Origin of the sequence: Pseudomonas sp. R15(2017) (assembly GCF_002112685.1) — a bacterium.
Taxonomy (GTDB): domain Bacteria; phylum Pseudomonadota; class Gammaproteobacteria; order Pseudomonadales; family Pseudomonadaceae; genus Aquipseudomonas; species Aquipseudomonas glycinae.
The window spans coordinates 269,085-283,786 of sequence record NZ_NEII01000002.1; the positions used below are offsets into that span (position 1 = coordinate 269,085).

Genomic DNA, 14,702 nt, shown 5'->3' on the forward strand with positions numbered 1-14,702 from the left:
TTATGCATAACTCTTGAGAGATTCCGGAGGAATGAATGCCTCCAGCTCGTCCTCGACGGCTTCGATTATTCGCTCCACATCCGCCGCGTTCATCACTGTGGCACAGGGGATGCCGGCGATCGCGATCAGGGTTTCGCCGCTGGCCCGATCGAACAGACGCGCGACCAGACTGCCCGGCGCATCCATGGTCGCCTCGAAACCCATGGGATGAAAATGCCAGCGCATCAGCTGGCAGGCATTGGGAAACGTGACCTTGCTTGACCCTTTATTCATGTGTTGCCCGCCTTCTTCATCGAGCGCTTCCGTTCGCTCATGGTAGGTGGGAAGAGCCGTCATTGGCCCAACCGGTGATTGCCTTTAAAAGTAGCATCTGGATGTGAAGTTCCTGTGAGAATTTTCAGTCGATTTAGCGATTGCCGGGATTTTTTTGATGTAAGTCACTGTCCATCGCCATCTTCGGCAAAGTGCTATCACTGTCGGTTATTGAAGCAACATCAGAAGTTGGGCAAGCTCGATTCTTTTTCCACGAGTCTCTTATGCACGCCGATGATGACGGCCCGGAACAGAGCCGGGCCACGGCCGAAACGGTCATGCGCTATCACCTGTGCTGGAAACACCGGGACCTGGATGGCGTCATGGCGCTGTACCACCCGGACATCCAGTACAACGATTTCTTCCAGAACCGCGTGCTCGGCCTCGACGAGTTGCGCGAGTACGTCCGGGTCAGCATGCCGCGCGAGTCCGACGAAGCGCTGGAGCATTGCGACCGCATCCGTATCGACGGCAACACCGCCTTCATTCAATACGAAGTGACGTTGCGCGGTGGTAACGGGCTGGTGTCGTTTCGCTCCAGTGAAGCGATCACGGTCAAGGACGGACAGATCTGGCGGGTCAACGAATATGCGTCGCTGGTGCGCGAACAGGCCGACAGCTTGACGGCAACCCGCCAGCGCCCGGCGACGAGTCGCCTAGGCCTGTCGCCCCGTCAGCTGAGTTTCATGGCCGATGACTTGCAACAATACTTCCAGCGTCAGCAGCCTTATCTCGATCCGGAACTCGATCTGCAACGGGTGGCGAAGGAGTGCGGGTACAGCCGTAACCAGATTTCCTACCTGTTGAATCAGGTGCTGGGGCAAAGCTTCTACCGCTACGTCAATCAGGCGCGCCTGCAACATCTGTTGCAGGCGCTGGACAACGCCACGCCGCCGCTGCGCATCGATGAACTGGCCTTCGCCGCCGGTTTCAATTCGCTGTCGGCTTTCTATAGCTGCTTTCGCCAGCACACCGGCCAGTCGCCCAAGGCCTACGCGAAGCAAATTTCTTTGCGGACACGCGCGCAAGACAATCCCTGAGTTCTGCCTCTAGGATCGACGCCATCGAAACCTGGATTGGCGGAGTCTTGCATGCCGGCGTGGCGCACTATCAGTTTGTGGATGGATCAACTCGACGAGCCGCTGACCGCGCGCCCGTCGCTTGCGCAGGACCTGGACGTCGATGTGGCGATCATCGGCGCCGGTTACACCGGACTGTGGACTGCGTACTACCTGAAACAACAGGCGCCGAGCCTGAACATCGCCATCATCGAAGCGCAAACCGCCGGGTTCGGCGCGTCCGGTCGCAACGGCGGCTGGCTGATGGGTAATCTGTTGGGTGAGGATCGCCTGCTGGCAGGGCTGTCGCCACAACAACGCCGTGCTTCATTCGACCTGTTGCACAGCATTCCCGATGAAGTGGAAATCGTCCTCGAACGCGAAGGCATCGACTGTGATTACCGCAAGGGCGGGGTGCTGTACTGCGCCGCGCGCTATCCCGAGCAGGAAGCCAGTCTTCGCGACTACCTGAAAAAGCTCCACGCCCAGGGCCTGACCGACGACGATTACCGCTGGCTAAGCCCGGAGCAACTGGCGCAGCAACTGCGAATCGCCAAACCCTATGGCGCGATCTTCGCGCCGCACGTGGCGACCATTCACCCGGCGAAACTGGTGCGCGCCCTGGCGCGAACCGTCGAAAGGATGGGGGTGAAAATCTACGAAAACAGCCCGGTGACCCATTGGCAGGCCGGCAGCCTTCGTACCGACAAGGCCGGCGTGCGCAGCCGCTGGATCGTCCCGGCCATCGAAGGTTATTCCGTCACGCTGCCGCCGCTGGGCCGTTATCAATTACCGGTGCAGAGCCTGATCGTCGCCACCGAGCCGTTGTCCGCCGCGACCTGGGACGCAATCGGCCTGAGCCGAGGCCAGGCTTTCAGCGAGTTCAGCCGTCAGGTCACTTACGGCCAGCGCAGTGCCGACAACCGGCTGATCTTCGGCGCCCGTGGCGGTTATCAGTTCGCTGGCAAGCTGCGCCACAACTTCGACCTGACCCGCGATGAAGTCGAGCTGCGTCGCTACCTGTTCGGCGAACTGTTCCCGCAGCTCAAAAACGTGCAGATCACCCACGCCTGGGGCGGCAACCTCGGCATGTCCCGGCATTTCAAACCGCACATGCTGTGTGACCGGGCCAACGGCATCGCGCTTTCCGGTGGATATGGCGGTGAGGGTGTCGGCGCCTCCAATCTGGGCGGACGGACGCTGGCGGATCTGATTCTTGAGCGCGACACCGAGCTGACGCATCAGCCATGGGTGTTGCCCGATGGCGGGATCCACGCACTGCGAGCGTGGGAGCCCGAGCCGTGCCGCTGGCTCGGCTACAACGCAATCATCAAAAGCTTCGTCCACGAAGACCAGACCCTGGCCAATCCGGCGACCGCACCCTGGCGGCGCAAGCTTGCCCGCCAGGTGGCCGGATTCATGGAAGGTTTCATGCACTAAACGTTTTACTACGAGACAGGTAACGCCATGAGCATCACCCAATTCAAGAACACCGCCACGTTGCAACTGGATGAGTCCAATCCGGTGGCCGTACCGCTCGGCACGCCGGTAGCGATTGCATCGACCACCAGCGTCGAGCGCGACGACGGCGTCGAAACCGGGGTCTGGGAATGCACCCCGGGGCGCTGGCGCCGGCAGATCACCGCTCAGGAGTTCTGCCATTTCATTTCCGGTCGCTGCACGTTCACCCCGGACGACGGCGGCGAAACCCTGCACATACAAGGTGGCGACGCACTGATGTTGCCGGCCAATACGCTCGGGATCTGGGACATCGAGGAAACCGTGCGCAAGACCTATGTCCTGATTTTCTGACGTTTTGATCCTTTTGATTGCCTGCCAACAACAATAGCCAATACAGGAATCGATCCATGATCCGAAAGACCCTCGCGCTCGCACCTTTGATGCTCGCCGTTTCCCTCGCTCAGGCTGCGGATACGGTCAAGGTTTACAACTGGTCCGACTACATCGCACCGGACACCGCCAAGAACTTCGAAAAGGCCAGCGGCATCGGCGTCACCTATGACGTCTACGACAGCAACGAAACCCTCGACGGCAAGCTGATGACTGGTAAATCCGGTTATGACGTGGTGTTTCCCTCCAACCATTTCATGGCGCGGCAGATCGAGGGCGGTGCGCTGAAGAAGCTCGACAAGAGCCAGTTGCCCAACTGGAAGAACCTCAACCCGGTGTTGCTCAAGGCCTTGCAGACTAACGATCCGGGCAACGAACACGGCTTTCCGTACCTGTGGGGCAGTACCGGCATCGGCTACAACATCGCCAAGGTCAAGGCTGTGCTGGGTGACAACGCGCCGGTGGACTCCTGGGACCTGATCTTCAAACCCGAATACATGGAAAAGCTGCAGAAATGCGGCGTGGCGATCCTCGACAACGGCCCGGAACTGCTACCGGCAGCGCTCAATTACCTGGGGTTGCCGCACCACAGCAAGAATCCGGAAGACTATAAAAAAGCCGAAGCGCTGCTGATGAAAGTGCGGCCGTACGTCAGCTATTTCCACTCCTCGAAGTACACCAGCGACCTGGCAAACGGTGACATCTGCGTGGCTGTCGGTTTCTCCGGCGACATCCTGCAAGCGGAAAACCGCGCCAAAGAGGCGAAGAACGGCATCGACATCGGTTACGAAATTCCCAAGGAAGGCGCCGCGATCTGGTTCGACATGGTCGCCATGCCCGCCGACGCGCCGGACGAGAAGGCCGGCTACGCATTCATGAACTACCTGCTGCAGCCCGACGTGATGGCCGGCATCAGCAACTACGTGCACTACGCCAATGGCAACGAGCAGGCCGATAGCCTGATCGACCCGGCGATCAAGAATGACACCAAGGTGTATCCGAGCCCGGAAATGATGGGCAAGCTGTTCGCGCTGGAAGCGATGCCGCTGAACATCGACCGGATCCGCACGCGGGTGTGGAACAAGATTCGTACTGGCAGCTGAAGAAAAACAGGCGAGGGCGGCACAGCCCTCGCCTGATTATGTTCTGTCGGAATTACTTGATATCAATACACTGGCATCGCACTGATAAAGTGCAGCAAAGTGAGACGTTGCTAACAAAAAACAACTTACCGATATTTAATATTTAAATAAGAAATCGTCAGACAATTAGGCAGGCTCACCAAACTTACAACATTCTTTCGGCGGCACGCGCTTTGTTTACGGGAGTTTCCCGGAACAGTTCAATTTGATCTCGAAAAAACGCTAGACGACAGATTTCAAATTGTGTCAGGTTTCTTACGCCTTCATTGGGCGAGTGATAGGACAATCTCGCCAGGGGTTGTCGCTATCGGACAAAAACTGTTCCATTGCTAAACAAGGAAGTGTGTTTATGTCGAAAGTAAAAGCTAACGCTGTTGATACCGCCGAACAGGCTTTCCAGCTGGGCGCGGCGCCGCAACCTCTGGCAGCGACCAGCACGGCGTATAACCAGATCAATAGCTTCAGCCATCAGTACGATCGTGGCGGCAACCTCACGGTCAATGGCAAACCCTCCTTCTCCGTCGACCAGGCCGCCACCCAGCTGCTGCGCGACGGCGCTGCCTATCAGGACAAGGATGGCAGCGGCAAGATCGAGCTCACCTACACGTTCCTGACCTCGGCATCGTCCAGCACGATGAACAAGCACGGGATCAGCGGGTTCAGTCAGTTCAGTACCCAACAAAAAGCCCAGGCCGTGCTCGCCATGCAATCCTGGGCCGATGTGGCCAACGTGACCTTCACCGAGAAAGCCTCGGGCGGTGACGGTCACATGACCTTCGGTAACTACAGCGGTGGCCAGGATGGCGCTGCAGCGTTCGCTTATCTGCCAGGCACCGGCGCCGGTTATGACGGCACGTCGTGGTACCTGATCAACAGTGGCTACACGCAAAACAAGAATCCGGATCTGAACAACTACGGTCGTCAGACCCTGACCCACGAAATCGGCCACACCCTTGGTCTGGCGCACCCGGGCGACTACAACGCCGGCAACGGCAACCCGACCTACAACGACGCCACCTACGGGCAAGACACCCGCGGCTACAGCGTCATGAGCTACTGGAGCGAAAGCAACACCAGTCAGAACTTCAGCAAGGGTGGCGTGGAAGCCTATTCCTCCGGCCCGCTGATGGATGACATCGCAGCGATCCAGAAGCTCTACGGAGCCAACCTGACCACCCGTACCGGTGATACCACTTACGGCTTCAACTCCAACGCAGGTCGCGATTTCCTCAGCGCCTCGTCGTCGGCCGACAAGCTGGTGTTCTCGGTGTGGGATGCGGGCGGCAAGGACACCTTCGACTTCTCGGGCTTCACCCAGAACCAGAAGATCAACCTCAATGAAGCCTCGTTCTCCGACGTTGGCGGCCTGGTGGGCAACGTGTCCATCGCCAAGGGCGTCACCATCGAGAACGCCATTGGCGGTTCGGGCAACGACCTGCTGATCGGTAACAGCGCGGCCAACGAGCTCAAAGGCGGTGCCGGCAACGACATCATCTGGGGCGCCGGCGGTGCTGACAAGCTGTGGGGCGGCGCGGGTTCGGACACCTTTGTGTTCGCGGCCAGCTCCGACTCCAAGCCGGGTGCGATCGATCAGATCCTCGATTTCGTCAGCGGTCTGGACAAAATCGACCTGACCGGTATCACCAAGGGCGCCGGCCTGCACTTCGTCAGCGCCTTCACCGGTGCGGCGGGTGATGCGGTCCTGACTTCCTCGGGTGGCAACAGCCTGCTGTCGGTGGACTTCTCCGGGCACGGCGTGGCTGATTTCCAGGTCAGTACCGTTGGCCAGGCAGCCACCAGCGACATCGTGGCGTGACGTAACACGGGAAAGCGGCGCGTGATGCGCCGTTTTCTTTACTTGCATCGCCATGGCCGGTAAGCAAGGCTACGTGCCGGAGTGAAATTTCCTATGATCCAATTCGCTATTACCCGCAAAGCGGCGGCGTATCTGTTGCCGATGCTGATGATTTCTGGAGAAACAACCATGGCAAGCAGCCTCAGACTTGAAGACCCATCGGTATTTGCCGGGCAGTGGCAGGCAACCCTGAGCGCCCGCAGTGACAGCCCCGAAGCGCAAGCCCTGCAAGACAAGCCGTCGAACACCTGCCAGATCGACCTCGAGGCGAACCAGACCTTGGGCAAGGGCGCCGATTGCCTGAGCGCGTGGTTGCAGGATGCCGCCATCGGCTGGTTTCCCGATCCGGACGGTCTGTCGATCACCGGCAAGGAAGGCTCAAGAATCCAGTTTTTCAGCCGACAACGTGAAGGGCTTTATCTGAGCACTTTGAAGTCGGGCCTGGTGATTACACTTGAGCGTTCCTCGCAGCAGCCGTAATGACCGAAACCGACTGACCGTTTAAATATAAAGCGCCCCGTTACAGTTATAAGCGACAGTGCAATAACTCGCAGACCGGTTTTAATCGCCGAAGTTGTTGTTGAAGTGTAAGCAGGTACTGGCGGTTTATGTCCCGCACGCCATGCGGACAATTAATTGAAGTCTCGCCAAGCAGGGCGGGAAATACCATTTCAGGAATAATCAATGAAGATGGCGAAGGCCCCAGCCACCGCTCCCTTATTCAAGGCATTAGGTGACTATAAAAGCATTCTGATCAGCGTCGGATGCTTTACCGCACTGATTAACGTGCTGATGCTGGTGCCCTCCATATATATGCTTCAGGTTTACGACCGGGTGCTGTCTTCGCAGAACGAAACCACCCTGGCGATGCTGTCGCTGATGGTCGTCGGTTTCTTCGCCTTCATCGGTCTGCTGGAGGTGGTGCGCAGCTTTATCGTGATCCGCATCGGCAGCCAGCTCGAGCGCCGTTTCAATCTGCGGGTCTATCAGGCGGCGTTCGAGCGCAATCTGTTCAAGGGCGAGGGTAACGCCGGACAGTCCCTGGGCGACCTGACCCACATTCGCCAGTTCGTCACCGGGCCTGCGCTGTTCGCGTTCTTCGATGCGCCGTGGTTCCCGGTGTACCTGTTCGTGATTTACCTGTTCAACGTCTGGCTCGGCGTGCTCGCCACAGCGGGAGCGCTGCTGCTGATCGCGCTGGCGTGCCTGAACGAATACATGACCAAAAAGCCGCTGGGCGAAGCCGCCGGTTTCTCGCAGAAGTCCAGCCAGTTGGCCACCAGCCATCTGCACAACGCCGAAACCATTCAGGCGATGGGCATGCTCGGCGCCTTGCGCAAGCGCTGGTTCCAGGTGCACTCGCGCTTCCTTGGCCTGCAGAATCAGGCCAGCGACACCGGCGCGGTGATCAGCTCGCTGAGCAAGACCCTGCGTCTGTGCCTGCAATCGCTGGTGCTGGGCCTCGGCGCACTGCTGGTGATCAAGGGCGACATGACCGCCGGGATGATGATCGCCGGCTCCATCCTGATGGGCCGGGTGCTGAGCCCGATCGACCAGTTGATTGCCGTGTGGAAGCAGTGGAGCGGGGCGAAGCTGGCTTACCGCCGCCTCGATGCGCTACTGCAGGCCTTCCCGCCAAGTGACGACGCCATGGCGCTGCCGGCGCCGAAAGGCCAGATCACTTTCGAACAAGTCAGCGCCGGTCCTCCGGGGCAGCGCGCCGCAACCCTGCATATGGTCAATTTCAGCTTGGGGGCCGGTGAAGTGTTGGGCGTGCTCGGTGCTTCCGGCTCCGGCAAATCGACCCTGGCGCGTGTGCTGGTCGGCGTATGGCCCGCCCTCGGTGGCACAGTGCGTCTGGACGGCGCTGATATTCACCGCTGGAACCGCGATCAGCTCGGCCCGTACATTGGCTATCTGCCGCAGGACATCGAACTGTTCAGCGGCAGCATCGCCGAGAACATCGCCCGCTTCAGCGAAGCCGATCCGCAAAAGGTCGTGGCCGCCGCGCAACAGGCCGGGGTGCACGAACTGATCCTGCGCATGCCACAAGGCTACGACACGCAACTGGGCGAGGACGGCAGCGGTTTGTCCGGCGGGCAGAAACAGCGCGTGGCACTGGCCCGTGCGTTGTACGGCAACCCGAGCCTGGTGGTGCTGGATGAACCTAACTCCAACCTCGACACCGTCGGCGAAGCCGCGCTGTCCAGCGCGATTGTGCAGCTCAAGGCCCAGGGCACCACTGTGGTGCTGGTGACCCACCGTTCTTCGGTACTGGCCCAGGCTGACAAGCTGCTGGTGCTCAACGACGGTCGCCTGCAAGCCTTTGGCCCGAGCCACGATGTGCTCAAGGCGCTGTCCGGCAACGCGCCACAACAAAATGAAAAACCTGCGCAGGCACCGGCCGGGCTCAGCATGAGCCGACAGTATCAGCCGACGACAAGGAATTCGGGTGTATGAGCAGCGCGAGCATGAACACGCAAAATGAAGCCACGATGGAACACGACTACATCACCGAGCGCCCGGAGCGCGACGCAAAGTTTTTCGCCCGCATGGGCTGGATTCTGGCGCTGGTCGGTGCCGGCAGTTTCTTCACCTGGGCGGCATTGGCGCCGCTGGATCAAGGGATTCCGGTACAAGGCACTGTGGTGGTGTCGGGCAAACGCAAAGCCGTGCAGTCGATGAGCAGCGGCGTGGTCAGCCGGATTCTGGTGCGCGAAGGCGAAATCGTAAAGCAGGGCCAGCCGCTGTTCCGCCTCGACCAGACCCAGGTCGCCGCCGACGTGCAGTCGCTGCAGGCGCAATACCGCATGGCCTGGGCCAGCCTCGCGCGCTGGCAGGCCGAGCGTGACAACCTCAAGCAAGTGACCTTTCCGGCAGAACTGAGCGACAACGCCGATCCGCGCCTGGCACTGGTGCTGGAAGGGCAACGGCAACTCTTCAGCAGTCGTCGCGAAGCGTTTGCCCGCGAGCAGGCCGCCCTGCGTGCCAGCATCGAAGGCGCCACTGCGCAACTGGCGGGCATGCGCCGCGCCCGTACTGACCTCAACGCGCAGGCCGATTCGTTGCAACAGCAACTGAGCAACCTGCAACCGCTGGCCGACAACGGCTACATCCCGCGCAACCGGTTGATGGAATATCAGCGTCAGCTGTCGCAGGTGCAGCAGCAACTGGCCGAGAACACTGGCGAAAGTGGCCGGGTAGAGCAGGGCATTCTTGAATCCCGCCTGAAGCTGCAACAGCACGGCGAGGAGTACCAGAAGGAAGTCCGCACTCAACTGGCTGACGCGCAACTGAAAAGCGTCACGCTGTCCGAGCAACTGACCTCCGCCGGTTTCGACCTGCAACACAGCGAAATCCTCGCCACCGCCGATGGCGTGGCAGTCAACCTCGGCGTACACACCGAAGGCGCCGTGGTGCGTCAGGGCGAAACCCTGCTGGAAATCGTCCCGCAAGGCACGCGCCTGGAAGTCGAAGGCCACCTGCCGATCAACCTGATCGACAAGGTCGGCACGCACTTGCCGGTCGACATCCTGTTCACCGCATTCAACCAGAGCAAGACGCCACGGGTGCCCGGCGAAGTCAGCCTGATTTCCGCCGACCAGATGGTCGATGAGAAAACCGGCGTGCCGTACTACGTGCTGCGCAGCAGCGTCAGCGATCAGGCCATGGAAAAACTCAACGGGCTGGTGATCAAGCCCGGCATGCCGGCGGAAATGTTCGTGCGCACTGGCGAACGTTCACTCCTCAACTACCTGTTCAAGCCGCTGCTCGACCGCGCCGGTTCCGCGTTGACCGAAGAATAAGGATGTTCGGCTGTATGAATAAGCTTTCCATGCTGGCGGCAGCGTTCGCGCTGCTCGCGGGCAACAGTGCAGTGGCGGCCATGGGGCCGTTCGAGATCTACGAACAGGCGTTGCGCAATGACCCGGTGTTCCTCGGTGCGATCAAGGAGCGCGATGCCGGCCTCGAAAACCGTGCCATCGGCCGCGCCGGCCTGTTGCCGAAACTGGGTTACAACTACAACAAGGGCCGCAACTCGTCGAAGGCCACGTCCCTCGACGAACGCGCGCGCAATCGCACCGATGAGCGTAATTACAGCAGCTACGGCTCAAGCCTGACCCTGCAACAACCGTTGCTCGACTACGAAGCCTACGCGGCCTATCGCAAGGGCGTGGCCCAGTCGCTGTTTGCCGATGAGAACTTTCGCGGCAAGAGCCAGGAGCTGCTGGTTCGCGTACTGGATAACTACACCAAGGCCTTGTTTGCCCAGGATCAGATCGACATCGCGCAGGCCAAGAAAAAGGCTTACGAGCAGCAGTTCCAGCAGAACGAGCATATGTTCAAGCAGGGCGAGGGCACCCGTACGGACATCCTTGAAGCCGAGTCGCGTTACGAACTGGCGACCGCCGAGGAAATCGAGGCCCGCGACGAGCAGGATGCCGCGCTACGGGAGCTGGGCGCATTGGTAGGCGTGCCGGCGATGGACATCAGTGATCTGGCGCCGCTGGATCAGAACTTCCAGACGTTCGCCTTGATACCGGCCAACTACGACACCTGGCATGAGCTGGCAGTCAGCAACAACCCGAACCTTGCGTCCCAGCGTCAGGCGGTGGAAGTGGCGCGGTACGAAGTCGAGCGCAACCGCGCCGGGCACCTGCCGAAAGTCAGCGCCTATGCCACGATGCGCCAGAACGAGTCGGAAAGCGGCAACACCTACAACCAGCGTTACGAAACCAACACCATCGGTTTCGAAGTCAGCGTGCCGTTGTATGCCGGTGGCGGCGTGTCGGCTTCGACCCGTCAGGCCAGCCGCACCATGGAACAGGCCGAATACGAACTGGACGGCAAGACCCGCGAGACGCTGATCGAATTGCGCCGGCAGTTCAGCGCGTGTCTGTCCGGGGTCAACAAGTTGCGCGCCTATCAAAAGGCCCTGGCCTCGGCCGAAGCGCTGGTGGTGTCGACCAAACAAAGCATTCTCGGCGGCGAGCGCACCAATCTCGACGCCCTGAACGCCGAACAACAACTGTTTACCACCCGCCGTGATCTGGCCCAGGCCCGCTATGACTACCTTATGGCCTGGACCAAGTTGCATTACTACGCGGGCACCTTGAGCGAACAGGATCTGGCGCGGGTGGATGAGGCGTTTGGTGTGGCTCGGCGTTGATGTGCATGGCTTCAGACCGGCCCTCACCCTAACCCTCTCCCGGAGGGAGAGGGGACTGATCGGGGGATATTTTGGAGGTACACCGACCTGATCGGGCGTCACCGAATCCAGCATCGACCCGGTTTTTTCAGGTCGATGTATGACGCAAGACACCTCGGTCAGCTCCATCTCCTTGGGGAGAGGGCTGGGGTGAGGGGAATGGGCAACACCGCAGAATAAACCTGCATAAAACAATAAAAGTGAGTGGTGAACATGGACGTACGCATCAAGCCGATTTCGGTCGGCACCCTGCTGCTTGTGATTTCTTCGACCCAGGCTCAGGCGCAGTACCTAGAATCCGGACAACCCGGCGATCCGGCCAGTTGGCGCAGCGCCGAATTCCTGCGCGACTGGGGCCTTGGCCGGATGCAGGCCGATCAGGCCTACGCCGTCGGCATCACCGGCAAGGGGGTGAAAATCGGCGCGCTGGACTCCGGCTTCGACGCCGCCCATCCCGAGTTCGCCAGCGACCGTTATCACCCGGTACTGGCCAGCGGCAGCTACCTCGATGGCTCGCTATTCAACGTCAACGGCACCCTCAACCCGAACAACGATTCACACGGCACCCACGTGGTCGGCACCATGGGCGCGTCCCGCGATGGCACCGGTATGCATGGCGTGGCATACAACGCGCAGATATATGTCGGCAACACCAACAAGAACGACAGTTTTCTGTTCGGCCCCAACCCCGATCCGCGCTACTTCAAAGCGGTGTACGACGCTCTGGCCGATGCCGGCGTGCGAGCGATCAACAACAGCTGGGGCAGCCAGCCGCCGGATGTCAGTTACCGAACCCTCGCGGACCTGCACGCCGCTTACGCCCAGCACTGGAACAAGGGCACTTGGCTGGATGCGGCGGCAGACGTTTCCCGTGGTGGCGTGATCAACGTGTTCAGCGCCGGCAACAGCGGCTACCCGAATGCCAGCGTGCGCTCGGCGCTGCCGTACTTTCAGCCAGACCTGGAAGGCCACTGGCTGGCGGTCTCCGGACTCGACCAAAGCAATCAGCAAAAGTACAACCAGTGCGGCATCGCCAAATACTGGTGCATCACCACGCCGGGGGCGAAGATCGACAGCACCATTCCCGACGGCGGTTATGCGATCAAATCCGGCACCTCGATGGCCGCCCCGCACGCCACCGGCGCACTGGCGCTGGTGATGGAACGCTACCCGTACATGAACAACCAGCAGGCTCTCGAAGTGCTGTTGACCACCGCCACTCAACTCGATGGTTCGGTGACTGACGCGCCGACCGAACGAGTCGGCTGGGGCGTGGCCAACCTGTACCGGGCGATGCGCGGGCCGGGGCAATTGCTTGGTGCTTTCAACGCGAATCTGGCGGCCGGGCAAAGCGATGTCTGGAGCAACGACATCAGCGACAAGGCGCTGATCCAGCGCCAGGGCGAAGACCTCGCCGAACACAGCACCTGGCAGCAAACCCTGCAAAACAAAGGCTGGCAGAGCGGCGTGCCGGCCGGCGCCAGCCAGCAGGATCAGACTGATTACGCCGTGGGCATGGCCCGTGACGCAGCAGCTTCCGCTCGGGTTTATCAAGGCAGCCTGATCAAGTCCGGCGACGGGCGACTGATTTTGACCGGTGAAAACACCTATCGCGGGCCGACCACGGTCAATGGCGGTCTGCTGACGGTGAACGGATCGCTGACCTCGGCCGTGACCGTCAATGACGGCGGCACCCTCGGCGGCTCCGGGCGGATCGGCGCACTGACCGCCAACAGCGGCGGCCGCGTGGCGCCGGGCAATTCGATCGGCACTTTGAACGTGGCCGGTAACGTAACCTTCGCGCCCGGTTCGACTTACGCCGTGGAACTGTCTTCAACCAGCAGCGACCGCATCGTCGCCGGCGGCTCCGCCTCCATCAACGGCGCCACCGTGAGTCTGTCGTTGGAAAACAGCCCGACCTTGCTCAGCACCACCGAAGCCAGAAGCCTGCTCGGCCGGCAGTACGACATTCTGCAAGCGGCGGGCGGTATTCAGGGCCGGTTCGGTGCAGTGCTGCCGGATTATCTGTTCATCGGTGGCAGCCTGGCCTACAGCGGCAACGGCATTGGCTTGAACGTCGAGCGCAACGCGACGTCTTTTGCCAGCATTGGCCAGACACCGAATCAGCGCTCCGTGGCCACGGCGGTCGAGGGTTTGGGCGCGGGCAATTCCGTGTACGAAAGTCTGCTGTTGTCGGCCACCGCCAGCGACGCGCAACAAGCCTTTCAACAGCTGAGTGGCGAAATCTACCCGGCCCTCGGCTCGATGCTGATCAACGACAGCCGGCAACTGCGCGATGCCATCGGCGAACGCCTGCATGACGCCCAAGCCACGCAAAGCAATGGCTGGATCAAGGCCCTCGGCGCCTGGGGCACAACCGACTCGCGCCACGACACCGCCGGTTACAGCACTTCCATCGGCGGTTTGCTGGCTGGTGTCGACGGCGCGGTCGACGAGCAGACCCGCATCGGTCTGGTCACCGGTTACAGCGACAGTTCGCTGAGCATGGGCTCGGGCACCCATTCCTCGGCCAAGGTCGACAGCTATCACCTCGGCGCCTACGCCGGCCACGACATCGGTGCCTGGCGTCTGAGCACCGGCGCGGCCTACAGCTGGCATCGCGCCGATGTAAAACGCGACTTGCAGTACGGCAACGTCAGCGCCAAGCAGAAAGCCAAAGTCGATGCCGCCACCACTCAGGTATTCGGCGAAGCGGCCTATCGACTGAACCTGCAACCGCTGGCCCTGGAGCCGTTCGCCAACCTGGCTTACGTGCACATCAACACCGACGGCTTCACCGAGAAGGGTGACGCCGCCGCGCTGAAAAGCGGCGACGACCAGCGCGACGCGGTGCTGAGCACCCTCGGCGTGCGGGCGATCAAGACCTTTGACCTGCCGTCCGCGCAGAAGCTGGACGTGAGCGGGCATCTGGGCTGGCAGCGCAGCCTGACCGACATCGAATCCGAGCAGCATTTGCGCTTCGCCAGCGGCAGCGCGCCGTACACGGTCGAAAGCTCGCCACTGGTGCGCGACGCTGCGCTGATCGGCGTGCAGGCCAGCCTGGCGCTGACCCGCGACGTGCGGGTGAACCTCGATTACACCGGACAACTGGCCAGCCGCGAGAAGCAGCACGGCGTGGGCCTGAGTCTGAACTGGCAGTTCTAGACACACGGATGATCGTTCCCACGTCGAGGCGTCGAACCGTCTGCGTGGGAATGCCTCTAGGGACGCTCCGCGTCCAGTGACGCGGAGCGTCACGGGCTGCGTTCCCACGC

At 60.9% G+C, this 14,702-nt stretch carries 11 protein-coding genes; 10 read left to right on the forward strand and 1 reads right to left on the reverse strand.

The features are described from left to right. Positions 1–273, reverse strand: coding sequence for a DUF1652 domain-containing protein (locus CAF77_RS04780; RefSeq protein ID WP_011334086.1), 273 nt, complete (start codon positions 271–273; stop codon positions 1–3). Between the two features lie 263 nt (positions 274–536). Between CAF77_RS04780 and CAF77_RS04785 the strand changes: the two genes are divergently transcribed. From CAF77_RS04785 to CAF77_RS04830, 10 genes are all read left to right on the forward strand, one after another. After that, positions 537–1,352 (forward strand): helix-turn-helix domain-containing protein, encoded by an 816-nt coding sequence (locus CAF77_RS04785; RefSeq protein WP_064381669.1) that lies wholly within the window; start codon positions 537–539, stop codon positions 1,350–1,352. Positions 1,353–1,403: 51 nt separating this feature from the next. Beyond that, entirely contained in the window at positions 1,404–2,810 is a 1,407-nt protein-coding gene (locus CAF77_RS04790; protein WP_064381667.1) for an FAD-binding oxidoreductase, read from the forward strand. Between the two features lie 27 nt (positions 2,811–2,837). Beyond that, positions 2,838–3,182, forward strand: coding sequence for a cupin domain-containing protein (locus CAF77_RS04795; RefSeq protein WP_011334089.1), 345 nt, complete (start codon positions 2,838–2,840; stop codon positions 3,180–3,182). A gap of 56 nt (positions 3,183–3,238) precedes the next feature. Continuing rightward, complete coding sequence (locus tag CAF77_RS04800; RefSeq protein WP_064381664.1) at positions 3,239–4,324, forward strand: polyamine ABC transporter substrate-binding protein; 1,086 nt, start codon at positions 3,239–3,241, stop codon at positions 4,322–4,324. A gap of 388 nt (positions 4,325–4,712) precedes the next feature. Beyond that, positions 4,713–6,179, forward strand: a complete 1,467-nt coding sequence (locus CAF77_RS04805; protein ID WP_064381663.1) for a serralysin family metalloprotease — start codon at positions 4,713–4,715, stop codon at positions 6,177–6,179. A 93-nt stretch (positions 6,180–6,272) separates the two neighbouring features. Continuing rightward, positions 6,273–6,698 (forward strand): AprI/Inh family metalloprotease inhibitor, encoded by a 426-nt coding sequence (locus tag CAF77_RS04810; protein WP_159085215.1) that lies wholly within the window; start codon positions 6,273–6,275, stop codon positions 6,696–6,698. A gap of 204 nt (positions 6,699–6,902) precedes the next feature. Further along, entirely contained in the window at positions 6,903–8,678 is a 1,776-nt protein-coding gene (locus CAF77_RS04815; protein ID WP_064381661.1) for a type I secretion system permease/ATPase, read from the forward strand. Beyond that, on the forward strand, positions 8,675–10,024 hold the full coding sequence (locus CAF77_RS04820) for an HlyD family type I secretion periplasmic adaptor subunit (RefSeq protein WP_085654085.1): 1,350 nt from the start codon (positions 8,675–8,677) through the stop codon (positions 10,022–10,024). Before CAF77_RS04815 ends, CAF77_RS04820 begins: the two co-directional genes overlap by 4 nt. Before the next feature lie 2 nt (positions 10,025–10,026). Next, on the forward strand, positions 10,027–11,388 hold the full coding sequence (locus CAF77_RS04825; RefSeq protein ID WP_064381657.1) for a TolC family outer membrane protein: 1,362 nt from the start codon (positions 10,027–10,029) through the stop codon (positions 11,386–11,388). Positions 11,389–11,640: 252 nt separating this feature from the next. Further along, positions 11,641–14,592 carry an autotransporter serine protease gene (locus tag CAF77_RS04830; RefSeq protein WP_064381655.1) on the forward strand — a complete coding sequence of 984 codons (2,952 nt, stop codon included), beginning with the start codon at positions 11,641–11,643 and terminating at the stop codon, positions 14,590–14,592. Positions 14,593–14,702 lie beyond the last annotated feature (110 nt).